We start from the raw sequence: 25,893 nt of genomic DNA on the forward strand, positions 1-25,893 counted from the left end.
GTTGAACAATCCCTTGACGGATTGTTCAACGATTCTTAGCGTCGTGTCGCATGACACAGAGCGCACCCCCGTCTCAGGAGTCCAAGGCCCTCAAGGTCACCGGCCGCAGCGGCTTCGTCGGGGCCATGTTCCTCATGGCGACCTCGGCCATCGGGCCCGGCTTCCTGACCCAGACCGCGACCTTCACGCTGCAGCTCGGCGCGGCCTTCGCCTTCGCGATCCTGGTCTCGGTGCTCGTCGACATCGCGGTGCAGCTCAACGTCTGGCGCATCATCGGCGTCTCCGGACGACGCGCGCAGGACCTCGCCAACACCGCGATCCCCGGCTCGGGCTACGTGCTCTCCGGCCTCGACGTCTTCGGCGGCCTGGTCTTCAACATCGGCAACATCGCCGGCTGCACGCTCGGCCTCAACGCGCTCTTCGGCCTCGACGTGCGCGTCGGCGCGGCGGTGTCGGCGGCCTTCGCGATCGTGGTCTTCCTGGTCCGCCGGGCCGGCGTCGCGATGGACCGCATCGTGATCGGGCTCGGCGTGGTGATGCTGCTGCTCACGACGTACGTCGCCCTGACGAGCAGCCCGCCCGCGGGCGACGCGCTGCGCCAGAGCATCGCCCCGGAGACCGTCAGCTGGCTGGCGATCGCGACCCTGATCGGTGGCACCGTCGGCGGCTACATCGTCTACGCCGGCGCCCACCGGATGGTCGACAACGGGGTGCGCGGCGCCGACCAGGTCGGCGAGATCACCCGCGCCTCGGTCCTGGGCATCGCCATCACCGCGGTCATGCGCGTCGTGCTCTTCCTGGCCATCCTCGGCGTGGTCAGCGCGGGTGCCGACATCGACGAGACCAACCCGGTGGCGTCGGCCTTCACCGCCGCCCTGGGCGACGTGGGCCGGATCTTCTTCGGCACCGTCATGTGGATCGCGGCGATCACCTCGGTGATCGGCTGCTCCTACACCTCCACCTCCTTCATCAAGGTGCTGGGCCAGTGGGTCACCGACTGGGAGCGCTGGGTGGTGGTCGGCTTCATCGTCGCCTCGAGCGCCGTCTTCATCGTGCTCGGCACCCAGCCGGTCAACCTGCTGGTCTTCGCCGGCGCCTTCAACGCGCTGATCCTGCCCTTCGGCCTGGGCGTGCTGCTGTGGGTCGCGTGGAAGCGACGCGACCTGCTCGACGGCTACGTCTACCCGAAGTGGCTGCTGGGGCTCGGGGTCCTCGCGTGGCTGGCGGCCTTCGGCGTCGTCGTCCCCGCGATGAAGGGCCTCGCCGAGCTGATGGGATGGGCCTGATGACGGTGACGGTCGACCTCAACAGCGACCTGGGCGAGAGCTTCGGCACCTGGCAGCTCGGTGACGACGAGGCGATGCTCGGGCTGGTCACCAGCGCCAACATCGCCTGCGGCTTCCACGCCGGCGACCCGCGGACGCTGCGGCGCTCGTGCGCCTGGGCCGTCGAGCACGGCGTCGTCATCGGGGCGCAGGTCGGCTACCGCGACCTGCCGGGCTTCGGCCGCCGCTTCATCGACGTGGAGCCCGCCGACCTCACCGCCGACGTGCTCTACCAGCTCGGCGCGCTCGACGGCCTCGCCCGGGTGGCCGGGGGCGCGGTGCGCTACGTCAAGCCGCACGGCGCGCTCTACAACGCGATCGTGCACCACGAGGAGCAGGCCGCCGCCGTCGTCGAGGCCGTGGTCGCCTACCAGGACGCGCTCGGCACCACCCTCCCGGTGCTCGGCCTGCCCGGCTCGGCCTGGCTGCGGCTGGCCGAGGAGGCCGGGCTGACGACGCGGCGCGAGGCCTTCGCCGACCGCGCCTACACACCCGAGGCCACCCTGCTGCCGCGCCGCGAGCTGGGGGCGGTGCTGCACGACGCCGAGGCCGTGGCCGCACGCGTGCTGCGCCTGGTCACCGAGGGCGTCGTCGAGGCCGTCGACGGCAGCGACGTCGAGGTGCGTGCCGACTCGGTGTGCGTGCACGGCGACTCCCCCGGCGCCGTCGAGATGGCCCGCGCCGTACGCCGCACCCTCGAGGACGCGGGCGTCGACCTGCGCGCCTTCGCCGGCGACGGCTCGTGAGGAGCGCCGCATGAGGTGGCTGCCGTGCGGCGACGCCGCCGCGCTGGTGGAGGTCGACGACCTCGACACCGTGCTGCGGCTGCACGCCGCGGTCGAGGCGGCCGCACCCGACGGCGTCGTCGACCTCGTGCCGGCGGCCCGCACGCTGCTGGTGCGCTGCACCGACCAGCGCGCCCTGGAGCGGGCCGCCGCGGTCGTCGCCGACCTCGAGCTGCCCGACCACGCGGTCCCGACCGGCGAGGAGGTGACCATCCCCGTGCACTACGACGGCGAGGACCTCGACGACGTCGCCGCGCACCTCGGCTGCGACACCGAGGAGGTGGTGCGCCGCCACCTCGCCACCACCTGGCGGGTCGCCTTCACCGGCTTCGCACCGGGCTTCGGCTACCTCGTCGACGACGCGGGCGGCCGGCCGCTCGAGGTGCCCCGCCGCGACGAGTCGCGCACCCGGGTGCCGGCGGGGGCGGTCGCGCTCGCCGGCGAGTTCACCGGCGTCTACCCCCGGGAGTCGCCGGGAGGCTGGCAGCTCATCGGCCGCACCGACGAGGCGATGTGGGACGTCGACCGCGACCCCGCCGCCCTGCTCGCCCCCGGCACGCGGGTGCTCTTCGAGGAGGCCCGATGAGGGGGCCGGTGAGCGGGCCGGTGAGTGGGCACGCGGCGCGGCTCGTCGTCGAGCAGCCGGGCGCGCTCACCGTCGTGGAGGACCTGGGCCGTCCGGGGCACGCCGCGCTCGGCGTCCCCGAGTCCGGTGCGCTCGACCCGGGAGCGCTGCGCCTGGCCAACCGCCTGGTCGGCAACGACGAGGACGCCGCCGGGCTGGAGACCACCCTCGGCGGCCTGGTCCTGCGCGCCGAGGGCCCGCTCGTCCTCGCCGCCACGGGAGCGCCGGTCACCCTGGTGGTCGAGGGCCCCGACGGCTGCCGCAAGCACGGCACCGGCGCGGCCGTGCACGTGCCCGACGGCGCCACGGTGCGGGTGGAGCCACCCCGCGCGGGGCTGCGCAGCTGGGTCGCCGTGCGCGGCGGGCTGGTCCCGGCGCTCGTGCTGGGCTCCGCCAGCACCGACCTCCTCTCCGGTCTCGGCGCCCCGCTCGCCGAGGGCGACGTCGTGCCCGTCGGGTCGACCCCCGCGCGGCCGGTCCCCGCCCTCGACCAGGCCCCGCTGCCAACGCCGACCGACGGCGTCCTGGTGCTGCGCGCCGTCCCGGGTCCGCGCGACGACTGGTTCACCCGGGAGGCCCGCGAGTCGCTCACCCGCGACTGGACGGTCGACTCGCGCAGCAACCGCGTCGGGGTGCGGCTCGAGGGCGAGCCGCTGCGCCGGCGCCGCCGCCACGAGGACCAGGAGCTGCCGAGCGAGGGCACGATCGCCGGCTCGGTGCAGGTGGCGGCCAACGGCCTGCCCGTGCTCTTCCTGCGCGACCACCCCGTCACGGGCGGCTACCCCGTCGTCGCCACCGTCGTCACCGAGGACCTGCCCCAGGCGGCCCAGGCCGTGCCGGGCCAGCAGCTCCGCTTCCGCTACGTGAGAGGACCTCAACTACCGTGCGAGACCTGACCCCCGCCGACGCCCGCGCCCGCTTCCGCGAGGGGCTGCGCACACCGACCGCCGGGTGGTGCGACGGCTGGACGCAGGCCAACCTCGTCGCCGTGCCCGAGGAGCTCGCCTACGACGTGCTGCTCTTCGCACAGCGCAACCCGCGCCCGTGCCCGGTGCTCGACGTCGGCGACGTCGGGGCGACGGCGACCCGGATCTTCGACGGCGACCTGCGCACCGACCTGCCGGCGTACCGCGTCTTCGTCGACGGCGAGCTCGTCGCCGAGGTCGACGACGCGCGCGAGCACTGGCGCGAGGACCTGGTGGCCTTCCTGATCGGCTGCTCCTTCACCTTCGAGGACGCCCTCCAGCGCGCCGGGGTGCCGGTGCGCCACGTCGAGCAGCGGCGCAACGTGCCGATGTACCGCACCGACCGCCCCTGCCGCTCCGCCGGCCGGATGTCGGGGCCGCTCGTGGTCTCGATGCGCCCGATGCCGGCCTCGCAGGTGGCCGACGCCGTGCGGGTGACCGCCCGCTACCCCGCCGTGCACGGCGCGCCCGTGCACGTGGGCGACCCCGCCGCCCTCGGCATCGCCGACCTCGACGCGCCCGACTACGGCGAGGCCGTCGCGCTCGGGCCCGGTGACGTGCCGGTCTTCTGGGCGTGCGGCGTGACGCCGCAGGCGGCGATCGCCGCCTCGCGCCCGGCGTACGCCATCACCCACGCGCCCGGGCACATGGCGATCACCGATGCGCGGGACAGCGACTACGTCGTTCCCTGAGCCCGGGGGCGCGCAGGGTGGATACTTGTCCCTCGTGACCTCCCTGGACCTGAGCGCGTGGCCGGGGCGCAACTGGCCGCTCGGCGCCACCTGGACCCCGGAGGCGACCAACTTCGCGGTGCACGCGCCCGCCGCCACGGCCGTGTGGGTGTGCCTCTTCGACGACGACGACGTCGAGCGCCGGCACCGGCTGACCGAGCACAGCCTGGGGATCTGGCACGGCGCCCTGCCCGGGCTCTCCCCCGGCCAGCGCTACGGCTTCCGCGCCGACGGGCCCTGGGACCCCACGCAGGGGCTGCGCTTCAACCCCGCCAAGCTGCTGCTCGACCCCTACGCCCGCGCGGTGAGCGGCGACTTCGTCACCCACCCCGCGATCTACGGCACCGACGAGCGCGACTCGGCGCCGTACGTCGGGCGCAGCGTGCTGGTGCACGACGACTTCGACTGGTCCGGCGACGTCAAGCACGGCTACCGCTGGCGCGACAGCGCGATCTACGAGCTGCACGTCAAGGGCTTCACCAAGCTGCACGACCGGATCCCCGAGGAGCTGCGGGGCACGTACGCCGGCCTCGCCCACCCCGTCGTCACCGACTACCTCACCGACCTCGGGATCACCGCCGTCGAGCTGCTGCCGGTGCACCAGTTCTGCTCCGAGCCGCACCTGGCGCCCCTGGGGCTGACCAACTACTGGGGCTACAACTCGGTCGGCTTCTTCGCGCCCCACGCGGCGTACAGCGCCTCGGGCGACCGGGGGCAGCAGGTCACCGAGTTCAAGCAGATGGTCAAGGACTTCCACGCCGCGGGCATCGAGGTGCTGCTCGACGTGGTCTACAACCACACCGCCGAGGCGGGCCCCGACGGGCCGACGTACTCGCTGCGCGGGCTCGACGACCTCGGCAGCTACCGACGGGTCGCCGCGCGGCCCCACCGCCGGGAGCCCGACACCTACTGGGACGTGACGGGCTGCGGCAACACCGTGAGCACCGACGACCACAGCTCGCTGCGGCTGGTGCTCGACTCGCTGCGCTACTGGGTCACCGAGATGCACGTCGACGGCTTCCGCTTCGACCTCGCCTCCGCGCTCGCGCGCACCGACCACCGGGTCGACATGGCCGGCAAGTTCCTCACCTGCGTCACCCAGGACCCGGTGCTGCGGCACGTGAAGCTGGTCGCCGAGCCGTGGGACGTCTCGATGGACGGCTACCGCGTGGGCGAGTTCCCGGCCCCCTTCACCGAGTGGAACGACCAGTACCGCGACACCATGCGCGACTTCTGGCGCGCCCGCACCGACGGCGTGCGCACCGTCGCGACGCGGCTCGCGGGCTCCAGCGACCTCTACCTCGACGACGGGCGCTCGCCGTACGCCTCGATCAACTTCGTCACCGCGCACGACGGCTTCACGGTGCGCGACCTGGTCTCCTACGACCGCAAGCACAACGAGGCCAACGGCGAGGGCAACCGCGACGGCAGCGACGAGAACCGGTCGTGGAACTGCGGCGTCGAGGGCGAGACCGACGACCCCGACGTCGTCGCGCTGCGCCGTCGGCAGGCGGCGAACCTGATGGTGACGCTGTGCCTCTCGGCCGGCGTCCCCATGATCACGGCGGGCGACGAGCGCGGGCGCACGCAGGGCGGCAACAACAACCCCTACTCGCAGGACAACGAGGTCTCCTGGGTCGACTGGAGCGCCGACGACGCGTGGCTCGACGTCTACGACCTCACCCGGACGGCGCTGCGGCTGCGGCGCGAGCACGAGGCACTGCGGCAGCGGCACTGGTTCGAGGGCCGGCCGACGGTGCCGGGCGGCGCGAAGGACCTGGCGTGGATCCACCCCGACGGCCGGGAGATGACCCCCGAGGACTGGCAGGACCCGGCGCTGCACGTGCTCGGCATGTTCGTCTCCGGCGACCCGCTGCGCACCCTCGGCCCGCGCGGGGAGGTGCTGCGCGACACCGGCTTCCTGCTCTGGCTCAACGCCTCGCCCCAGGAGCGCACCGTGACGCTGCCGGAGAACGACTGGGTGCACACCGGCGTGGTGGTCCTCTCGACCGACCCCGACGTGCCCACCTCGCTCAAGGTCGTGGCGGGCGAGGAGCTGCTCCTCGCCGCCCGCTCGCTGGTGCTGCTGCAGGAGGCCTGAGCCGCTCAGCGCAGGAGGGCGAGGTCGCGCCGGACGTAGCGCAGGTGGGCCCACTCCTCCTCGAGGATCACCCGCAGGCAGTCGCCGACGGTGGGCCGCCAGTCGTCGCCGCCACCCCATGGGTTGCGGCGCTCCTCGGCCAGCAGCTCGGGCGTCGCCGTGGCCAGGAAGTCGGTCACCAGCCGCTGCCGCTCGGCGCGCACCGCGAGCACCTCGTCGTACGTCGGTGGGTCGGCGCGGAAGACCGACACGTCGAAGCCCATCTCCGCGGCGCCGGTGAAGATCATGCCGATCTCGTGGAAGGGCTGCTCCACGCCCAGGATGCCGCCGCGCAGCCAGGCGTCGGTGGCCAGCACGAGGTGCCGCAGCGTCTCGGCCAGCGACCACTCGTCCTCCACGTGGGCGTCGACCAGCGCCCGCGGGGTGTCGGCCACCGTCTCCTGCCACGCGGCCTGCACGGCGACCCAGCCCTCGCGCAGGCCCTCGGGCGTCGTCGAGCGCTGCAGCGCGCGCCCCGGGAAGCGGCGGTCGAGCTCGGCCTCGACGAGCGGCACCACGTCGACGCCGTTGACCAGCAGGGTGCCGAAGGCCAGGTCGTGGCTGTCGATGTCGAGCCCGCCGACGTCGACGCTGCGCATCGTCACGTCGCTGACGTCGGAGGAGCGCAGGGTCGCGCCCTTGAGGCTGGCCCGGTAGAACGTCGCGCCCTCGAGCTCACGGGTGTTGGAGAAGTCCACCATCCCGACATCATGACGCCGACCGGGGACAGTCGCCGTGCCTCAGGCGCGGGCGGTGAGCACGATCGGCTCGTCGACCGTGATCGCGACGGTGTGCTCGGAGTGGGCGCCGCGAGAGCCGTCGGCGCTGCGCAGGGTCCAGCCGTCGGGGTCGGTGCGCAGCTCGTCGGTGGTCTGCAGGAACCACGGCTCGATCGCGATCACGAGCCCGGGCCGCAGCTTGAAGCCGCGGCCGGGGCGGCCGTCGTTGGCGACGTGGGGGTCGCCGTGCATGGTGCGCCCGACGCCGTGGCCGCCGAACTGCAGGTTGATGCCGAGCCCCTCGGCGCGGGCGACGTCGCCGATCGCCGCACTCACGTCGCCGAGCCGCTTGCCGGGCCGGGCCACCTCGATCGCCGCGGCGAGCGCCCGCTCGGTGGTGTCGATGAGCGCGAGGTCCTGCGGGTCGGGCTCCCCCACCACGACGCTGACCGCCGAGTCGGCCACCCAGCCGTCGACGCTGACCGCGAAGTCGACGCTGAGCAGGTCGCCGTCGGCGAGGGTGTAGTCGTGCGGCAGCCCGTGCAGCACCGCGTCGTTGACGCTGGTGCACAGCACCTTGCCGAAGGGCATCGCGCCGAAGCTCGGGTGGTAGTCGATGTAGCACGACTCGGCCCCGCGCTCCTTGATCATCCGGTGCGCCAGCTCGTCGAGCTCGAGCAGGTTGACCCCCACGTCGGCCTTCTCGACCAGCGCGGTCAGCACCTCGCCGACGAACCGTCCCGCGGGTCGCATCTGCTCGATCTCGGTCGGGGTCCTCAGCTCGATCACGGTGCCGAGCGTACGGCGCTGCCGGTTTCACCAGCCAACTGGTGAATCCGCCGAGTGCCACGTGAGCGTCGCCCGCGCGGGCCAGTCACGACCGTGGCGTGGCACTCGTCGTCCACAGATCCGCCTCGGGGCCGCCGCGGACGCTCACGGGCACGCAGGGTGGGGCCGTGGACGGCACCTTCCGACCCCGCTGCCCGGCACCCAGCGCCCTCGTCGAGCCGGTGCGGGTGGGCGAGGGCGTGACGCCGGGGCGGGCACGCGGGCCGGGCTGGCGGCGTACGACGCCCGGGCTCTACGTGCCGTCCCACGTCGCACCCTCGGTCGAGCAGCGGATCCTCGAGCAGTCGCGGCGACTCCCCGAGGGTGGCGCGGTCGGCGGTTGGGCGAGCCTGCGGCTGCACGGGGCGGCGTACTTCGACGGTGTGCGTGGGCGCGAGCCCCTGGCCGTGCCGCTGGTCGTGCCGCACGAGGCGCCCCGGCTGCGTCCCCTGCCCGGCTCGCGCGTCGTCCGCACCCGTCGACCGGTCCCCGTCGTGAGCCGTTACGCCGTGCCGTGCGTGGCCCCCGCCGCCGCGGTCGTCGCGGAGGCCTCCGACGCCCCCGACCTCGGCGCGGCGGTCACGGTCCTCGACATGGCGCTGGCCGCACGCGTCGTCACGCACGACGACGTACGCCGCGAGCTGGCGGAGCGGGGCGGGCAGCGCGGAGTGGCACGGGTACGCCGCGCCCTCGCCCTGGCCGACGAGCGCAGCCGGTCGCCGCAGGAGTCGTGGCTGCGGCTGGTCTGGGTGCTCCTCGCCCGCCTCCCCCCGCCCCGCTGCAACTGGCTCGTGGCCGACGCCGACGGGCGAGTCGTCGGCAGCCCCGACCTGCTGTCCCTCGAGCTCGGGCTGGTCGCCGAGTTCGAGGGCGCCACGCACCTGCACGCCGCGTCGCGCCGCAGCGACGTACGCCGTGAGGAGGCCTTCGAGGCGGTGGGCCTCGAGGTGGTCACGGTCGTGGGTCGCCACCGTGGCGACGAGGCCGAGGTCGCCGAGCGGCTGCGCGCCGCAGCACGGCGCGCGCAGGCGGCGGCGCGGCCGCAGACGTGGTCGGCGCGGCCCTACCGCCTCCCCTGAGCCCGACGAGTGCTACACCAGCGTCGTCGTACGCCCTCGCAGACGACCAGCACGTAGCACTCGGCAGATTCACCGGCCGGCCGGTGAATTTGCCGGCCGTCAGGCGAAGGCGACCAGGCCGAGCTCCGCCGGGGTGGCGAGGTCGGGGTTGCTGGGCAGGATGCGGACGGTGTAGCCGAAGGAGCCGGCGCGGGAGAGCGGGACGTGGCCGTCGAAGCGGTGGCGGCCGGCCTCGTAGCTCTCCCCCAGCGCCAGCGGCGTGGTGGAGGTCTCGACGAGGGAGTCGTCGGCCTGCACCCGGCCGTGCACGACCTCGACCACGACGTCGTCGGGGGCGAGGCCGCCGAGCGAGACGTAGGCGTGCAGGTCGAGGGCGGCACCGATCTCGGGCACGTCGGGCAGTCCCTCGCTCTCGACGTGGTCGACGCGGACCTCGCCCCAGCCGCCGACGACGCGCGACTTCCACGCGGCCAGGGCGCGGGCGCCGTCGAAGGAGTCGTTGAGCGCCCGGGAGGCCTCGGCCGCCGGGGCGTAGAGCTTCTCGACGTACTCCTTGAGCATGCGCGTCGAGAGCACCTTGGGGCCGAGCGACTTCAGCGTGTGGCGCACCATCTCGATCCAGCGCACGGGCACACCGCTGGTGTCGAGGTCGTAGAAGCGCTGGGTGACGTCCTTCTCCAGCAGGTCGTAGAGCGCACCGGCCTCGATGTCGTCACGCCGGCCGTTGTCGAGCTCGGCGCCCGCGCCGCTGCCGTCGTCGGCGGAGGGGATCGCCCAGCCGTTGTCGCCGTCGTACCACTCGTCCCACCAGCCGTCGAGGATCGAGAGGTTGAGGCCGCCGTTGAGCGCGGCCTTCATGCCGGAGGTGCCGCAGGCCTCGTAGGGGCGCAGCGGGTTGTTGAGCCAGACGTCGCAGCCGGGGTAGAGCGGCTGCGCCATCGCGATGTCGTAGTTGGGCAGGAAGGCGATGCGGTGGCGCACCTCGGGGTCGTCGGCGAAGCGCACGATCTGCTGGATCAGCTGCTTGCCGCCGTCGTCGGCCGGGTGGCTCTTGCCGGCGATCACCAGCTGCACCGGCCGCTCCGGGTCGAGCAGCAGCCGCTTGAGCCGCTCGGGGTCGCGCAGCATCAGCGTGAGGCGCTTGTACGACGGCACCCGGCGCGCGAAGCCGATGGTGAGCACGTCGGGGTCGAGCGCGGAGTCGATCCAGCCGAGCTCGGCCGGGGCGGCGCCCCGCTGGAGCCACGACTTGCGCAGCCGTACCCGCGCGTCGTCGATGAGCTTCTGGCGCAGCACGCGCTTGGTGGCCCACAGGTCGGCCGCCGGGACCTTGTCGACCGCGGCCCACACGTCGTCGCCGTGCTGGCCGGCGAGCTCGAGCACCTCGCGGCCGACCCAGGTGGGGGCGTGCACGCCGTTGGTGATCGAGGTGATCGGCACCTCGGCCTCGTCGAAGGCCGGCCACAGCCCGTTGAACATGCCGCGGCTGACCTCGCCGTGGAGCTCGGAGACGCCGTTGGCGCGCTGCGCGAGCCGGAAGCCCATCACCGCCATGTTGAAGACGCCGTGGTCGCCGCCCTCGTAGTCCTCCGCGCCCAGCGCCAGGATCCGGTCGACCGGCACGCCGGCCACCGGGCTCTGCGCGCCGAAGTACTGCTCGACGAGCTGCCGCGGGAAGCGGTCGATGCCCGCGGGCACCGGGGTGTGGGTGGTGAAGACGCTGCCGGCGCGGACCACGGCGAGCGCGGTGTCGAAGTCGAGTCCGGGGCCGCCCTCGGCCACGGTGAGCTCGCGGATCCGCTCCACGCCCAGGAAGCCCGCGTGGCCCTCGTTGCAGTGGAAGACCTCGGGCGCGGGGTGGCCGGTCAGGCGGCAGTAGGCACGGACGGCGCGGACGCCGCCGATGCCGAGCAGGAGCTCCTGCTGCAACCGGTGCTCGGTGGTGCCGCCGTAGAGGCGGTCGGTGACCTCGCGCAGGTGGGGCGGGTTGTCCTCGATGTCGGTGTCGAGCAGGAGCAGCGGCACGCGGCCGACCTGCGCGATCCAGACGCGGGCGCGCATCGGCTGGTCTCCGGGCACCTCGACCTGCACGACCTCCTGGCTGCCGTCGTCAGCACGCAGCGGCGTGATCGGCAGACCGTCGGGGTCGAGCACGGGGTAGCTCTCCTGCTGCCACCCCTCGCGCGAGAGCGCCTGGCGGAAGTAGCCCATCTGGTAGAGCAGGCCCACGCCGATCAGCGGGATGCCGAGGTCGCTGGCGGTCTTGAGGTGGTCGCCGGCGAGGATGCCGAGACCGCCGGAGTACTGCGGCAGCACCGAGGTGATGCCGTACTCGGAGCTGAAGTAGGCGATGGCACGCGGCAGGTCCTGCGCCTCGGCCCGGCGACCGCCCTTGACCTGCTTCTGGAACCAGCGGTCGGCGGAGAGGTAGCCCTCGAGGTCGTCCTGGGCGGCGCGCAGCCGCTTGAGGAAGCGCTTGTCGCCCGCCAGCTCCTCCAGCCGCGCCGGCGAGACCGCACCCAGGGTCTTGACCGGGTCGTGGCCGCTCGCGCGCCACACCTCGGGGTCGATCTCGGCGAAGACGTCCTGCGTCTCCGGGCTCCAGGACCAGCGCAGGTTGGTCGCCAGCTCGGTCAGCGCCGCGAGCTTCTCGGGCAGGACAGGACGGACGGTGAATCGTCGGATCGCACGCACCCGCCCACGCTAGCCCAATTTCGTTGGATCGTTCCAAAGATCACCCGAGTAGGCCGGCCGCTTCCGGGGCACCGTTTGCGTGCCCGCACCACAACGGACAAGGTGAGCGCATGGTCGGACGCATCCCCGTCATGGACGTCACTCCCGTCGTCGACCTCGGACGACACCCCGCGAAGGCCGCCGTCGGCGAGGCCTTCGACGTCACCGCGCTGGTCTTCCGCGAAGGCCACGACCAGCTCGGCGCGGAGGTGGTGGCCACCGACCCCTCGGGCGTGCGGCGGCCGCCGCTGCGCATGCGTCCCGTCGAGGACGAGGTGTCGCGCATGGCCGCCACGGTGCGGCCCGACGTCGAGGGCGCCTGGACCTTCGAGGTGCAGTCGTGGAGCGACCCGCTCGGCACCTGGCTGCACGACGGGCCGATCAAGATCCGCGCCGGCGTCGACACCGAGCTGATGTTCACCGAGCTCGGCCTGCTGCTCGACCGCGTCGTGGCCGAGGGCGACCTCACCGAGGCCGAGCTGGCCGGCGTGGCCGACGTCAAGGCCGCCGTGGGCGACAGCTCCCGGCCGCTCGAGGTGCGCCTCGCGGCCGCCGAGGACGAGGCGCTGCTGGCCGTCTTCGAGGCCCACCCGCTGCGCGACCTGCTCACGACCGAGGGCCCCTACCCCTTCTTCGCCGACCGCGAGCGGGCGCTCTACTCCAGCTGGTACGAGTTCTTCCCGCGCTCGGAGGGGGCCTACGTCGACGAGGCCACGGGCAAGGTCGTCAGCGGCACCTTCCGCACCGCGGCCGAGCGGCTGCCGGCCGTGGCGGCCATGGGCTTCCACGTGATCTACCTCCCCCCGATCCACCCGATCGGCGAGGTCAACCGCAAGGGCGCCAACAACACCCTGACCCCCTCGGCCGACGACGTCGGCTCGCCGTGGGCGATCGGCAGCAAGGACGGCGGCCACGACGCCGTGCACCCCGACCTGGGCACGCTCGAGGACTTCGACCACTTCCTGGCCGAGGCGAAGAGGGCGGGCCTGGAGGTCGCGCTCGACTACGCGCTGCAGGCGGCGCCCGACCACCCCTGGGCCAAGGAGCACCCGGAGTGGTTCACCGTGCGCGCCGACGGCACCATCGCCTACGCCGAGAACCCGCCGAAGAAGTACCAGGACATCTACCCGATCAACTTCGACCGCGACCCCGACGGCATCTACGCCGAGTGCGAGCGGGTGCTCCGCTTCTGGATGGACCGCGGGGTGCGGATCTTCCGCGTCGACAACCCGCACACCAAGCCCGTCGTCTTCTGGGAGTGGCTGCTCGGGCGGGTGCGCGAGACCGACCCCGACGTGCTCTTCCTCTCCGAGGCCTTCACCAAGCCGCCGATGATGCGCGCCCTGGCCACCGTCGGCTTCCACCAGAGCTACACCTACTTCACCTGGCGCACGGCCCGCTGGGAGATCGCGGAGTACCTCCAGGAGGTCTCGCACGAGACGTCCGCGGTGCTGCGCCCCAACTTCTTCGTCAACACCCCCGACATCCTCCACGGCTTTCTGCAGTACGGCGGCCCGCCGGCCTTCAAGATCCGGGCGGCGCTGGCGGCCACCAGCTCGCCGAGCTGGGGGGTGTACGCCGGCTACGAGCTCTTCGAGCACGTGGCGGTCAAGCCCGGGAGCGAGGAGTACCTCGACTCCGAGAAGTTCCAGATCCGGGTGCGCGACTGGGACGGCGCCGCCGAGCGCGGCGAGACCCTGGCGCCGTACCTGACCCGGCTCAACCAGGTGCGCGAGGCGCACCCCGCCCTGCAGCGTCTGCGCAACCTGCACGTGCACTCCAGCGACGACGACGCCGTGCTGGTCTACAGCAAGCAGGAGGGCTCCGACATCGTCGTGGCGGTCATCAACCTCGACCCGTACGCCGCCCACACCACGACCGCGCACCTCGACCTGCCGGCGCTGGGCATGGAGTGGCACGACCGCTTCGACGTGCACGACGAGATCACCGGCCAGGACTGGGAGTGGGGCGCGCACAACTACGTGCACCTCGACCCGCACCACGAGCCCGCCCACGTGCTGACGGTCCGTCGTCATGGGGGCCACCGATGAGCCACCCCCAGATGACCGACTACCTCGGTGGCGCGCGCTGGTTCGCCGGCAAGGGCCGGCACTACGAGGTGACCGACGTCGACCGCGTCGCCAGCGTGCACGTGGGTGACGCGCTGCTCACCCTCGACGTGCTCACCGTGGAGTACGAGGGCGAGGGGCGCCGCGACGTCGAGCGCTACCAGATGCCGCTGGTGCACCTGCCCGTCGAGCGGGCCGACCTCCACCACGCCCTGCTCGGCCGCCACGAGGGGCGCTGGACCTACGACGCCGTGCACGACCCCGAGTCGATGGCGCGCTACCTCGAGGTCTTCGCGCGCACCGAGCCGGGCGGCACCCGGCAGGTGGGCGGCGCCGTCTTCCACCGGCTCGACGTCGAGGGCAGCTCCGACGACGGCGCGCTCGACCCCGCCCTGCCCGCGCGCCTGCTCACCGGCGAGCAGAGCAACACCACCGTGGTCTACGGCGACCGCACCCTGCTCAAGCTCTTCCGCCAGGTCACCCCCGGCCGCAACCCCGACATCGAGATCCACGCCGCGCTCACGGCGGCGGGCAACCCCACGGTCGGGGCGCTGCGCGGCTGGGTGACGGCGGGCGAGGGCGAGCGCACCGAGGACCTCGCGATGCTGCAGGAGTTCCTGGTCGACGCCCACGACGGCTGGGCGCTCACGCTCGACGCCGCCCGCCGCGGCGACGACTTCGCCGGCGAGGCGTTGGCGCTCGGCGCGACCGTCGCGTCGGCCCACCACGCCCTCGCCGAGCAGTTCCCCACCGGCACCGTCGACGGCGACGACCTCGCCGAGCGGATGCGGGTGCGGGTCGAGGCGGCCCTCATCGGCTTCCCGCAGCTCGCGCCGTACGCCGACGGGCTGCGGCAGCGCCTCGACGGCCTGGGCGACCAGGGCGAGCAGGAGGTGCAGCGGGTGCACGGCGACCTCCACCTCGGCCAGACCCTGCTGACCCCCTCGGGGTGGCGGCTCGTCGACTTCGAGGGCGAGCCCGCCAAGCCGCTGGCCGAGCGCCGGCTGCCCGACTCGCGGTGGCGCGACGTCGCCGGCATGCTGCGCTCCTTCGACTACGCCGCCCACGCCGCAGGGGCCGAGCCCGGCTGGGCCACCACGCCGCGCGCGCGCTTCCTCCACGGCTACGCCGGTCGCTGCCTCACCCCCGCCGAGCAGTCGCTGCTCGACGCCTACGAGGTCGACAAGGCCGTCTACGAGGTGGGCTACGAGGCACGCAACCGGCCCGACTGGGTAGACATCCCCCTGGCGGCCGTGCAGCGGATCGCCACGACGCCCACACCGAAGGAAGGCCCACAGTGAGCCACACGATCGGCGAGATCGACCTCCACCTGATCAACGAGGGTCGTCACGAGCGGCTCTGGGACGTCCTCGGCGCGCACGTCGAGGAGGAGGGCACCGTCTTCCGCGTGTGGGCGCCCAACGCCCTCGAGGTGCAGGTGCGCGGCGGCTTCAACGGCTGGGACGGCTCCCGCTCCCCCATGGCGGCCGTCGAGTCCTCCGGGGTCTGGGAGTGCTTCGTGCCGGGCGTCGGGTCCGGGGCGGAGTACAAGTTCCACGTGCGCGGCGCCGACGGCCACTGGCGCGACAAGGCCGACCCGCTGGCCTTCCACACCGAGGTGCCGCCGCACACCGCGTCCGTGGTCTTCGACAGCACCCACCAGTGGGGCGACGAGGAGTGGATGCAGGCGCGCGCCGAGGGCGGGCGGGCCGACCAGCAGCCGATGTCGGTCTACGAGGTGCACCTGGGCTCCTGGCGCCACCACCCGGGCGCCGGCACCTACAGCTACGACGACCTCGCCGAGCACCTCACGGCGTACGTCGTGGAGATGGGCTTCACCCACGTCGAGCTGCTCCCCGTCATGGAGCACCCCTTCGGCGGCTCGTGGGGCTACCAGGTCACGTCGTACTACGCCCCGACCTCGCGCTTCGGCGACCCCGACGGCTTCCGCCGCCTCGTCGACGCGCTGCACCAGGCCGGCATCGGCGTCATCGTCGACTGGGTGCCGGCCCACTTCCCCAAGGACGAGTGGGCGCTGGCGCGCTTCGACGGCACCGCCCTCTACGAGGACCCCAACCCCAGCCGCGGCGAGCACCCCGACTGGGGCACCTACGTCTTCAACTTCGGCCGCCACGAGATCCGCAACTTCCTGGTCGCCAACGCGCTCTACTGGCTCCAGGAGTTCCACATCGACGGGCTGCGCGTCGACGCCGTCGCCTCGATGCTCTACCTCGACTACTCCCGCAACGACGGCGAGTGGCAGCCCAACGTGCACGGCGGACGCGAGAACCTCGAGGCCGTGCAGTTCCTGCAGGAGCTCAACGCCACGGTCTACAAGACCGTGCCCGGCGCCGTCACCATCGCCGAGGAGTCGACCTCCTGGCCGGGCGTCACCCGCTCGACCGACAGCGACGGCCTGGGCTTCGGGCTGAAGTGGAACATGGGGTGGATGCACGACTCGCTCGCCTACATCGCGCGCGACCCGGTCTACCGCAGCCACCACCACCACGAGGCCACCTTCTCGATGGTCTACGCCTTCTCCGAGAACTTCGTGCTGCCGATCAGCCACGACGAGGTCGTGCACGGCAAGGGCTCGCTGCTGCGCAAGATGCCCGGCGACCGCTGGCAGAAGCTCGCCGGCGTGCGCGCCTACCTCTCGTGGATGTGGGCGCACCCGGGCAAGCAGCTGCTCTTCATGGGCACCGAGTTCGCGCAGGACCAGGAGTGGGCCGAGCAGCGCGAGCTCGACTGGTGGCTGCTCTCCGACCGCGACCACGAGGGCGTGCGCCGCCTGGTCGCCGACCTCAACGGCGTCTACCTCGACACCCCCGCCCTGTGGGCGCAGGACTCCTCCCCGGAGGGCTTCACCTGGATCGAGGCCGACGACGCCGCCGGCAACACCCTGGCCTTCGCCCGCTGGGACGCCGACGGTGGGGCGCTGGTCAGCGTCACCAACTTCTCCGGCGGCCCGCGCGAGGCCTACCGCCTGGGCCTGCCCTTCACCGGGGAGTGGAGCGAGGTGCTCAACACCGACGCCGAGGTCTACGGCGGCTCGGGCGTCGGCAACCTCGGCACGGTCACCGCGCACGGCGAGCCCCACCAGGGCCAGCCGGCCTCCGCCTCGCTGCGGGTGCCGCCGCTCGGGACGGTGTGGCTGCGCCGCAGCCCCCAGGCGTAGCCCGAGCGTGACCCCGAGAGTGACCCGAGAGTGAGCCGAGAGTGACCCCACGCAGGTGATCGATCTGCTCCCCCTGGCCGAGCGCGTGTGGCCGGTGCTGCTGTTCCTCGTCCTGGTGCAGCTGGTGGCCGACCTCAGCGACGACGCGGGTCTCTTCGACCTGGCCGCCCACGTGGCGGCCACGCTCGCCGGGGGCCGCACGGTGGTGCTCTTCGGGCTCTTCTGCGCGCTCGCGACGGTGACCACGTGGCTGCTCAGCATCGACACGACCGCGGTGCTCCTCGCCCCCATCGGGCTCACGCTCGCGCGCGAGCTGCGGATCCCGCCGCTGCCCTTCGCCTTCGCCGCCGTCTGGCTGGCCAGCACCGCCTCGCTGCTGCTGCCGATCAGCAACCTGACCAACCTGCTGGCGATCGAGCGGCTCTCGCTGCACCCGCACGAGTTCGTGCAGGCCACCTGGGCCCCGCAGCTGGCCGTGCTGGCCGTGGTGGTGGCGGGGCTGCTCGCGCGTCACCGCGCCGACCTCCGTGGCCGCTACGAGGTACCGGGCATGCTGCCCGCGGGCGACCGGGTCCTGGCCGGGGTCGCCGGGGCCGTGGTGGTGCTGCTCGCCCCGGCCGTCGTGCTCGGCGTCGAGCCCTGGTTGGCGGCCGGGGTCGGCGTGCTGGTGCTGGTCGCCTGCTTCGCCGTACGCCGCCCGGCCCTGGTGGCGCCACACCGGCTGCTGGGGCTGGTGCCCTGGTCGGTGCTCGCCCTCGCCACGGTGCTCTTCGCCGTGCTGGGCAGCCTCGGCCCGCGGCTGGAGCCCTGGCTGGGCGACGTGCTGGGGCGCGGCGACTCCGCCGGCGACCTCGCCACGCTTGCGGGCGCCGGGGTGCTGCTCGCCAACGGCGCCAACAACCTGCCGGCCTACCTGCTGCTCGAGCCGGTGGCGCTCGCGGGCGCCGGGGGCGTCGACCGGCTGCTGACCACGCTGGTGGCGGTCAACGTCGGGCCGCTGCTGCTGACCTGGGGCGCGCTGGCCAACCTGCTCTGGCTGCGCGCGTGCCGGCGCCGCGGCGTCGTCGTGACCGCCCGCCGCTTCGCCCGGGAAGGACTGCTCGTCGTGCCGCTCGCCGTCGCCGCGGGGGTGGCCGCGGTGCTCTGGTGGTGACCGGAGCCGTGCGGTCGGGGCCTACGCTGAGACCGTGCCCGCCGAGCTGATCCCCGTCTCCCCCGGCGTCGTGCGCGTGTCGTGGACCGACGACGTCGAGCCCGCCGAGGTGCGGGGCGTGGTCGAGTCGGCCTTCAAGGGCGGCTCGACGCGGGTCGAGACCCACGTCGCGCCCGACGACCGCGAGGGCCAGCGCGTCGCCACCTGGGCGGGGCTGCTGCGCGAGGGCGTCGCCCGCGGCGTGGCCGACGGCGGCGCCCAGGACGGCGACCGCATCGTCTACGCCCGGCTCAACGACGACACCCCGCTGGAGCAGCCCGAGGGCTTCCGCTCGCTGCTCAACTCCTTCCTCCCCCGCAAGCGGGCGATCAGCCAGCTGCTGGTGCGCGACCCCGACGACCGCGTGCTGCTGTGCCAGCTGACCTACAAGCGCGACCTCGACCTGCCGGGCGGCGTGGTCGAGGTCGGCGAGTCGCCGCAGGTGGCCGTCGGCCGCGAGGTGCAGGAGGAGCTGGCGCTGTCGCTGGAGCCGGGGCCGCTGCTGCTCGCCGACTGGCTGCCGCCGTGGAGCGGCTGGGACGACGCCCTGTGCCTGGTCTTCGACGGCGGCGTGCACGACCCCTCCCTGCTCGACCACGTGGTCAAGCAGGAGCGCGAGATCCGCGGCGTCGACTTCCACCACCTCGACGACGTGCGCGAGCGCTGCGCCGACTTCACCTTCCGCCGCCTGGAGGCCGCGCTGGCCAACGCCCGCCGCGGCGCCGCGTCGTACACCGAGAGCGGCCGCACATGACCCCGGTGACGGCGGCCCCGCGCCTGTCGCTGGTCGCGCAGACCTACGTCGCCGTCGTCGCCGCCACCTCGGTCTGGGTGCTGCTGGCGCCCTCGCAGGCCGCCTGGGCCGCGCTCGTCGTGCTCGCGCTGCCGCTGAGCCTGGTGGCGATGTGGGTGGGCTTCTACGCCGGTCTCGCGGTCGGCTTCTGGACCGGGGTGGGCCACGACGAGGTGAGCCTGCCGATGGGCCTGGCCTGGGTGACCGTCTGGACGGCGGCCGCGTGGATCAACGCCCGCCTGCTCGAGAAGGTGCTCGACCGCGGCTGGGACGCCCTGCACGTGCGTGGCCGCGACGAGGACGACGAGGACGAGTAGCGCGGGCTACGACAGCTCGGCGTCGACCGGGTCGCCGGCGTCGTCGGCGTCGACCGGCACCACCACGACCGGGCAGTGGGCGTTGCGCACGATCTGCTCGGCCGTCGACCCCATCCGCAGGCCCATGAAGCCACCGGCGCCGCGGTTGCCGACCACGATCGCCGAGGCCTTCTCGGAGGCCTCGACCATGCGGCGTCCGGCGGAGCCGTGCACGGCGTGCAGGTGCACCTCGCAGGTCAGGCCGAGGCGGTCGACGTCGCGGCGCAGGCGCTCGAGCACCGCGGCCTCGAAGTCGGTCAGGGGCGGCACGTAGCCGGTGGTGGCCGAGGCGGGCCGGGGCGCGGTCGAGATGATCCAGGAGCGCACCACGTGCAGCGGCTCGCCCAGCCGCGCGGCCAGCCGCGCGGCCCAGCGCACCGCCTGCAGCGAGGCCTCGGACCCGTCGTAGCCGACGACCATCTCCTTGCCGATCTCCAGGGAGCTGGCTACCTGCGCTGTCGACATGGGGGCCTCCTGGGGAGCAGTGGGAGCTGGGCGGTCGTGCTGTCGTCAGTGTGTCAGAGAGAGCCGGGTCAGAAGAGCGCCGAGGCGAGCTCGCGCCGGGCTCGCTGCACCCGCGGGTCGGCGTCGCCCACAGCGCCGAAGAGGCCGATCAGGTGGGTGCGCGCGGCGTCGCGGGGCGCGTCGCTGGTGCGCCGCACCACCTCGATGAGCCGGTGGAAGGCGTCGTCGACGTGGCCACCGAGCAGGTCGAGGTCGGCGACCAGCGTCTGCGCGTCGACGTCGTCGGGGTTCTCGGCCGCCGCCTGGCGCGCCTGCTGCAGGTCGACGCCGTCGGTGCGCTGCAGCAGCTTGGCCATCGCCAGGCCCGCGGCCGCCTCGCTGTCGGCGGGGTTGGCGTCGACCAGCTTCTGGTACTCCGCCACGGCGCCGGCGATGTCGCCGCGCTCGAGCGCGTCCTGCGCGGGGGCGTAGCGGGGGTCGAGCTGGTCCTCGCCGTCCTCGTCGGCGGCCGGGGCCGCCGAGCGCGGCTGGTGGCGCCCGGTCACGCCGTTGGCGGTGAGCTGCTGCAGCACCTGGGTCAGCGCCGTGCGCAGCTCCTCCAGCGAGACCGCCTCCTGCAGCAGCGGCATCGGACGGCCCTGGGCCACGAGCACGACCAGCGGGATGCTCGGGATCTGCATCGCCTGCGCGATCTGCGGCACCTGGTCGACGTCGACGCGGCCGAGCAGCACCCGTCCCTCGAGCTCGCTGCTGACCGTCTGCAGGTCGTCACCGAGGCTGACGCTCTCGGGCGAGCGGCTCGGGCTCTCGAAGCTCAGCAGGACGGGCGCGTTGCGGGAGGCCTCGAGCAGCTCCTGGAAGGTCTCCTCGGTGACCGAGACGGCGTACGGCGCGCCTGCGACCCCGCCCGTGGGCGCGGCGCCACCGGGAGCGGCTCCCGGGGCGGCCCCCTGCAGCGCGGAGAGGTCGACGGCACCGGGGCGGGAGAACGGCTGCTGGCTCATGGCTCCCATTCTGCCCAGGTGGCGGCACCGGCCGACACACCCCTCCGGCGGGTTCCGGCGCAGAGCAGGCGGGATGCCGCCATACTGCCTGCGTCCCCCTCTCGGTCCAGACCCGGCGACAGGAGGAGCGCCCGTGCGCCGCCTGCTCCTCCTCACCGTGGTCACCTGGGTCGCCGCCGACCTGGGATACGCGTCGTTCCGCGAGGACCTGACGATCAGCCTGGTGTGGCCCGTGACCGGCGTGGCGCTGCTCTGGGCGGGCACGGGCAGCCGTCGCACCTGGCCGGTCGACGCCGTGGCGCTGCTCGTCGTGATCGGGGCGGCGCTGCTGCTCCTGGGCGCGACCTGGCAGGTCGCGACGATGGCCGGGCTCCAGGTCGTCGCCCAGACCGCGGTGCACCTCGCCCTGATGACGCGGCTGGCGCCCGACCTGTGGGGCACCGGCCGGGGCAGCCGGCCGATGACCCGGCTCGGCGACCTGGCGGCCTTCCTGCTGGCCACCACGGTCGGCGCCACCGCCGGCACGCTGGTGCGGGCAGCCGGGCTCGGGCTGATCCCGACCCCGACGGCCGTCGACGCGGCCCTGGTGTGGGTGCGCAACTTCGGCTGGGCCTTCGTCATCGGCGCCGTGACGGTGCAGCTGGCGCCGGCGCTGGCCGACGGTCTGGGCGCCGCGGCCGTGCGTCGTCGCAGCGCGCAGTGGTGGACCGGGTGGACGCTCCGGCTCCCGGAGACGGCGCTGCTGCTCGCCATCACCGCCACCGCCTACGTCCTCGTGCTCACCCTGGCCAGCCCGGCGCCGGTGACCTTCGTGCTGCTCCTGCCCACGCTGTGGACCGCGCTGCGGCTGCCGCCCCCGATCGCCTCGCTGCACGCGCTGCTGTGCGGGCTGCTGGCCGTCCTGGTGACGCTCGCCGGCTCCGGGGTCTTCGCCGGGGTCAGCGACCCCCTCGTCGGCGCGGCGATGGCCCAGGCCTTCATGGTCTCGCTGATGGTGATCTCGCTGGCGGTCTCGCTGGTGACCTCCGAGCGCGTGGTGGCCTCCTCCCAGGCCGACGAGCGGGCGGCCCTGCTGACCGCCGTGCTCGAGCAGATCCGCGAGGGGATCCTGGTGGTCCGCAGCGACGGCGAGGTGGTGCTGCGCAACGCCGCCCTCCCGCCACTGACGGGCGCCTCCGGCCTCGAGGTCGGGGAGCCGCTGCCCGACGTGGGGCTGCTCGACCTCGAAGGACGGCGCGTGCCCGCCGACCAACTGCCCCACGTGCGGGCGCTGCGCGGCGAGGAGGTGCTGGTGCAGGAGCTGGTGCACCGTCTCGACGACGGCGAGCCGCGGGTGCTGGAGATCTCGGCGAGCAGGCTCACGGTCGACGGCGAGGAGCCGAAGGCTCTGGTCGTGGTGCGCGACGTGACCCTGGTGCGACAGCGGGAGGACGCCCTCGCGGCCTTCGCCGGCGTGGTCGCGCACGACCTCAACAACCCGCTCACGATCGTCAGCGGGTGGGCCGACACCCTGGCCGACTCCTTCGCCGAGGGCGAGGTCGACGGCACCACCGGGTCCTCGATGACCCGCCGGATCCAGGACGCCTCCGCGCACATGCGCAGCTTCATCGACGACCTGCTCGCCTACACGATCGCCCGCGACCAGCCGCTGCGGATGCAGGAGCTCGACCTGACCGCGCTCGCCGAGCAGGTCGCCACGCTGCGGCGCCAGGCGCCGGTCGGCCCCACCGTCGTCGTGGCCATCGGCATGCACGCCTACGGTGACGAGGTGCTGGTGCGACAGCTGCTCGACAACCTGGTCGGCAACGCCGTGAAGTACGTCGCCGACGGCGTGCGGCCCGAGGTGCACCTGACCTCGCGCGCGAGGGGCGACCTCGTGGAGGTGGCGGTCAGCGACAACGGCGTTGGGGTGCCGCCCCACCAGCGCGAGCGGATCTTCGAGACCTTCGTCCGCGTGCACGACGGCCGCTACACCGGCACGGGCATCGGCCTGGGCATCTGCCGCGGCGTGGTCGAGCGGCACGGCGGGCGGATCCACGTCGAGGACAACCCCGGAGGCGGGAGCCGCTTCGTCTTCACCCTCCCGGCCCACGCGTGAGCCGGGTGTGGTCGGGCGCCGACCTGCGCGCCTGGCTGATGCAGCGGAGCGCGCCGCTGACCGTGCGCTACGGCCGCGAGCTGCTCCTCGAGGGCGCCGACCTGCCCCGTCCCCAGCGGCTGCGGGTGCCCACCCGGCACGGCGACGTGCGCTGCGCGCGCTGGGCGGGGCGTCACGAGGCGACGTACGTGCACCTCCACGGGGGCGCCTTCGTGATGCGCCACCCCGCCATGGACGACTTCTGGGCGCGCTTCGTCGTCGCCACGACGGGGCTCACCGTGGTCGACGTCGACTACGACGTCGCCCCGAAGGTGCGCTACCCCGTCGCCCAGGAGCAGGCGCACGACGTGCTGGCGCACCTCGCCGCCGAGGGCCTGCCGGCGGCCGTCGGCGGCTTCAGCGCGGGCGGCAGCCTCGCCGCGGCCGCCTGCCTGATGGCCCGCGACCTCGGGACGCCACCGCCGCGCCTGCAGCTGCTCGGCGTCCCCTCCCTCGACGTCGCGGAGTCCTACGACGACAAGGGCGTCACCGGCTCGATGCTCGGGCGCTCGGTGCTCGACCTGGTGCGCGCCACCTACTTCCGCGACGCCGCGCGCCGCGCCGAGCCCTACGCCTCCCCGCTGCGCGCCGGGTCGCTGGCCGGCCTGCCCCCGGCGTACGTCGTCACCGGCGAGCGGGACCTGCTGCGGCGCGAGGGCGACGCCTACGCCGCCCGCCTCGCCGAGGCCGGCGTGCCGGTCGACCACCACGTCGTGCCCGGCGCCGACCACTACTTCCTCACGCCGGCCAACGCGCGACGCGAGATGACGCGCATGGCCGAGGCGCTCTCCGGCGCGCTGCTCCCAAGCGGCTGAGAGGCGGCCTCAACCGACGGGATCGATCCTCCGGCGCCGACCCAGGTCCGGCAGACGCTCGACCCGCCCGATTGCCGACACCGCCCCTGCGACCTCCTCGGGTGTCCACCGGCGGACCGGGCGACGGTCTGTCTTCTCCAGGAGCACCCCGACCTCGCTGCCGGGGAAGCGCTCGGCCAGGTCGTCGAGCTGTGCGCGCAGCCACGCGTGACACTCGGCAGTGTCCTGGGCCAGTCGCGCCTCGAAGCGCAGTGCGGCCGTCTCCACCTGGAAGGAGTGCGAGGTGGTCGCCAGCACCGCTGACGTGCCCGGCTCGGCGGGGAGCAGTCGCGCCTCTACGGGGAGGCGGTACCTGCCGTGTCCCGGTGGGCAGACCACCCGGAGCCGGTCCCAGGCCACCGTCACCGCCAGCTCGACCCGCTGCCGCTCGCGTGTCCACTCGCGGTCACCCGACGGCACCTCGACGTCGAGGTCGACGACGAGAGTCCGGGGCTGCTGGGTGCCGATCGGTGCCTCGCCGACATCAGTCCCGGCCACCGTCCAGCCGAAGCGCGGCGTACCGGACTGCACGGCATCGGCTCGCACCGACCCGGCGGCCGAGGCCCGCACCTGCAGCTCGACCTGCTGCGTCGTCGAGCGAGCGAAGTAGCGGCCGACACCGCAGCCCGGGCCCACCCCCGCGACCTCGAAGCTGACGCGGGGTGCGAGCTCGAGGAAGGACGGCGTCGCCCGCGCCGACGTCGTCAGCAGCAGCGACGGCCGCTGCCTCAGCCCCGCGGCCAGCGAGAGCCGCGCGACGCCGCCGGCATACGACACCAACGTGAGACGGTGGTGACCGGTGAGGCCGGCCACCACGACATCGCGTCGGCCGGCCGCCGGGACCGGGATGGTGCCGACGTAGACGGGCACCCCCTGCTCGAGCTCACCATCGTCGCCCAGCACGGTGCCGAAGCGGTGCACGACCACGCCGGGAGCGTCACTGAGCACGGTGTCGTCGTCGACCCCCGTGACACCGGCCGGCTCGTCGGGCCGGTCGAAGCGCAGCGCACCGTCCCAGTCCAGCGGCAGCGTCGGCCGCGGACGCCGGACCTCGACGACGAAGCCGCCGAGGTCGGGAGGACCGACCAGCACGGCTCGCGAGATCCCCTCCGCAGCGGTGTCGTCACCCACCTCCAGCAACGTGTCCCGTCCCGCCGGCGGCAGGCCCTGGGTGCCGAGCCAGACCGGGTCCGGGCGTCCCTGCCGACGGGTCCACGAGAGCCACGAGGCCCTCGTCAGGCCGGGGCCCAGCTCGGTCCACCACGCCGCCTCGACCGGCACTGCCGTCCCCGGCGGGGGACCGAGACGCAGGGAACGCTCGGCCGCATCGGTGCCGGGCATCTGCGTCCCGCCCATGACGCAGTAGGACGAGGCGTACTCGTGCTTGTCCAAGGCGCTGTCGACCTCGCCCCAGGCGTGGCCGAAGCCGAGCATGTGACCGACCTCGTGGGCGCAGGTGCGGTGCGGTCGGTTGATCGCCGTGTAGCCGGCCGGCTTGCGCACCGTGCGGCCCGGCCGGACCTCCACCTCGAAGTCGGACGCGAAGGCACGCGCCGTGGGGAGCGAGCTCAGCACCAGGACCCCGTCTGTGGCGAGGCGGGTCGCCAGCGAGACGTGCCTCTCGACCAGTGTCGCCAGGTGGGCACCACGACCGCCGACGTCGGCGGCGAGCGCCGCCCAGTCCGGGTCGGTCGCTGGCAGCACCACCGGCTGCAGGTGCTGCCAGGTCAACCGGATCTCGCCGCCGGTGACGTCGGACCAGTAGTCGGCCACGCTGCGGCGCAGCTCTGCCGGTTGGCCGGCGGCGCTCCGGTCGAGCATCTCGAGGGCGGCTGCGCCGGTGAGGCCGGTGCCGATGTCGGTGGTCAAGATGAGGACTGCGTAGCGTCGCGTGGTCGTCATGGTTCCTCCTGCG

Annotated in this window: 21 protein-coding genes; 15 read left to right on the forward strand and 6 right to left on the reverse strand. The window is 73.7% G+C overall.

The window, feature by feature from the left end; translation table 11 throughout:
- The first annotated feature begins 50 nt into the window (after positions 1-50).
- Genes IG63_RS0101185 through glgX form a run of 6 tightly spaced genes read left to right on the forward strand, consistent with a single transcriptional unit; the run spans position 51 to position 6,532 of the window.
- A complete protein-coding gene (locus IG63_RS0101185; protein ID WP_030482553.1) occupies positions 51-1,286 on the forward strand; it encodes an NRAMP family divalent metal transporter in 1,236 nt (411 codons plus the stop codon).
- A complete protein-coding gene (locus IG63_RS0101190) occupies positions 1,286-2,071 on the forward strand; it encodes a LamB/YcsF family protein (RefSeq protein WP_030482554.1) in 786 nt (261 codons plus the stop codon). Before IG63_RS0101185 ends, IG63_RS0101190 begins: the two co-directional genes overlap by 1 nt.
- Positions 2,072-2,081: 10 nt before the next feature.
- A complete protein-coding gene (locus IG63_RS0101195) occupies positions 2,082-2,696 on the forward strand; it encodes a 5-oxoprolinase subunit B family protein (protein WP_030482555.1) in 615 nt (204 codons plus the stop codon).
- Positions 2,693-3,631 carry a 5-oxoprolinase subunit C family protein gene (locus IG63_RS0101200; RefSeq protein WP_157209970.1) on the forward strand — a complete coding sequence of 313 codons (939 nt, stop codon included), beginning with the start codon at positions 2,693-2,695 and terminating at the stop codon, positions 3,629-3,631. Before IG63_RS0101195 ends, IG63_RS0101200 begins: the two co-directional genes overlap by 4 nt.
- Positions 3,619-4,392, forward strand: a complete 774-nt coding sequence (locus IG63_RS0101205; protein WP_211249160.1) for a putative hydro-lyase — start codon at positions 3,619-3,621, stop codon at positions 4,390-4,392. Before IG63_RS0101200 ends, IG63_RS0101205 begins: the two co-directional genes overlap by 13 nt.
- Before the next feature lie 34 nt (positions 4,393-4,426).
- Positions 4,427-6,532, forward strand: a complete 2,106-nt coding sequence (gene glgX / locus IG63_RS0101210) for a glycogen debranching protein GlgX (RefSeq protein WP_245604234.1) — start codon at positions 4,427-4,429, stop codon at positions 6,530-6,532.
- A gap of 5 nt (positions 6,533-6,537) precedes the next feature.
- Here glgX and IG63_RS0101215 read toward each other — a convergent pair whose 3' ends face one another.
- Both IG63_RS0101215 and map read right to left on the reverse strand, forming a co-directional pair.
- The gene (locus tag IG63_RS0101215; RefSeq protein WP_030482559.1) at positions 6,538-7,272 is read right to left on the reverse strand and encodes a DinB family protein; all 735 of its coding nucleotides are present in this window, start codon (positions 7,270-7,272) and stop codon (positions 6,538-6,540) included.
- A 39-nt stretch (positions 7,273-7,311) separates the two neighbouring features.
- Entirely contained in the window at positions 7,312-8,079 is a 768-nt protein-coding gene (gene map, locus IG63_RS0101220) for a type I methionyl aminopeptidase (RefSeq protein ID WP_030482560.1), read from the reverse strand.
- Between the two features lie 167 nt (positions 8,080-8,246).
- On the opposite strand from map, the gene IG63_RS21205 reads away from it, so the two are divergent.
- Complete coding sequence (locus tag IG63_RS21205) at positions 8,247-9,197, forward strand: hypothetical protein (RefSeq protein ID WP_051706015.1); 951 nt, start codon at positions 8,247-8,249, stop codon at positions 9,195-9,197.
- Positions 9,198-9,296: 99 nt separating this feature from the next.
- Here IG63_RS21205 and glgP read toward each other — a convergent pair whose 3' ends face one another.
- On the reverse strand, positions 9,297-11,891 hold the full coding sequence (gene glgP, locus IG63_RS0101230; protein WP_030482562.1) for an alpha-glucan family phosphorylase: 2,595 nt from the start codon (positions 11,889-11,891) through the stop codon (positions 9,297-9,299).
- Between the two features lie 110 nt (positions 11,892-12,001).
- Between glgP and IG63_RS0101235 the strand changes: the two genes are divergently transcribed.
- The 6 genes from IG63_RS0101235 to IG63_RS0101260 are packed head-to-tail and all read left to right on the forward strand — an operon-like array spanning position 12,002 to position 19,479.
- A complete protein-coding gene (locus IG63_RS0101235; RefSeq protein ID WP_030482563.1) occupies positions 12,002-13,981 on the forward strand; it encodes an alpha-1,4-glucan--maltose-1-phosphate maltosyltransferase in 1,980 nt (659 codons plus the stop codon).
- On the forward strand, positions 13,978-15,300 hold the full coding sequence (locus IG63_RS23450; protein WP_245604235.1) for a maltokinase N-terminal cap-like domain-containing protein: 1,323 nt from the start codon (positions 13,978-13,980) through the stop codon (positions 15,298-15,300). Before IG63_RS0101235 ends, IG63_RS23450 begins: the two co-directional genes overlap by 4 nt.
- The gene (glgB, locus tag IG63_RS0101245; RefSeq protein ID WP_051706017.1) at positions 15,297-17,177 is read left to right on the forward strand and encodes a 1,4-alpha-glucan branching protein GlgB; all 1,881 of its coding nucleotides are present in this window, start codon (positions 15,297-15,299) and stop codon (positions 17,175-17,177) included. Before IG63_RS23450 ends, glgB begins: the two co-directional genes overlap by 4 nt.
- Positions 17,178-17,232: 55 nt before the next feature.
- Positions 17,233-18,330: an SLC13 family permease gene (locus IG63_RS0101250; protein ID WP_036194131.1), complete on the forward strand. Its 1,098-nt coding sequence runs from the start codon at positions 17,233-17,235 to the stop codon at positions 18,328-18,330.
- A gap of 34 nt (positions 18,331-18,364) precedes the next feature.
- Positions 18,365-19,123, forward strand: a complete 759-nt coding sequence (locus tag IG63_RS0101255) for an NUDIX domain-containing protein (protein WP_036194133.1) — start codon at positions 18,365-18,367, stop codon at positions 19,121-19,123.
- Positions 19,120-19,479 (forward strand): hypothetical protein, encoded by a 360-nt coding sequence (locus IG63_RS0101260; RefSeq protein WP_030482568.1) that lies wholly within the window; start codon positions 19,120-19,122, stop codon positions 19,477-19,479. Before IG63_RS0101255 ends, IG63_RS0101260 begins: the two co-directional genes overlap by 4 nt.
- 6 nt (positions 19,480-19,485) lie before the next feature.
- Here the strand turns inward: IG63_RS0101260 and IG63_RS0101265 are convergent, their stop codons facing one another.
- Both IG63_RS0101265 and IG63_RS0101270 read right to left on the reverse strand, forming a co-directional pair.
- Entirely contained in the window at positions 19,486-19,983 is a 498-nt protein-coding gene (locus tag IG63_RS0101265) for a universal stress protein (protein ID WP_245604236.1), read from the reverse strand.
- Positions 19,984-20,051: 68 nt separating this feature from the next.
- On the reverse strand, positions 20,052-20,987 hold the full coding sequence (locus tag IG63_RS0101270; RefSeq protein ID WP_030482570.1) for a tetratricopeptide repeat protein: 936 nt from the start codon (positions 20,985-20,987) through the stop codon (positions 20,052-20,054).
- A 133-nt stretch (positions 20,988-21,120) separates the two neighbouring features.
- Between IG63_RS0101270 and IG63_RS0101275 the strand changes: the two genes are divergently transcribed.
- Together IG63_RS0101275 and IG63_RS20285 are read left to right on the forward strand one after the other, a co-directional pair.
- On the forward strand, positions 21,121-23,085 hold the full coding sequence (locus IG63_RS0101275; RefSeq protein ID WP_051706018.1) for an ATP-binding protein: 1,965 nt from the start codon (positions 21,121-21,123) through the stop codon (positions 23,083-23,085).
- The gene (locus IG63_RS20285) at positions 23,082-23,939 is read left to right on the forward strand and encodes an alpha/beta hydrolase fold domain-containing protein (protein WP_157209972.1); all 858 of its coding nucleotides are present in this window, start codon (positions 23,082-23,084) and stop codon (positions 23,937-23,939) included. The genes IG63_RS0101275 and IG63_RS20285 overlap by 4 nt, the downstream gene beginning before the upstream one ends.
- A 9-nt stretch (positions 23,940-23,948) precedes the next feature.
- On the opposite strand, the gene IG63_RS0101285 is transcribed toward IG63_RS20285, so the two are convergent.
- Entirely contained in the window at positions 23,949-25,880 is a 1,932-nt protein-coding gene (locus tag IG63_RS0101285) for a hypothetical protein (RefSeq protein ID WP_030482573.1), read from the reverse strand.
- Positions 25,881-25,893: the final 13 nt, after the last annotated feature.

It is taken from the genome of Nocardioides aequoreus, assembly GCF_000720335.1.
Lineage (GTDB): Bacteria > Actinomycetota > Actinomycetes > Propionibacteriales > Nocardioidaceae > Marmoricola > Marmoricola aequoreus.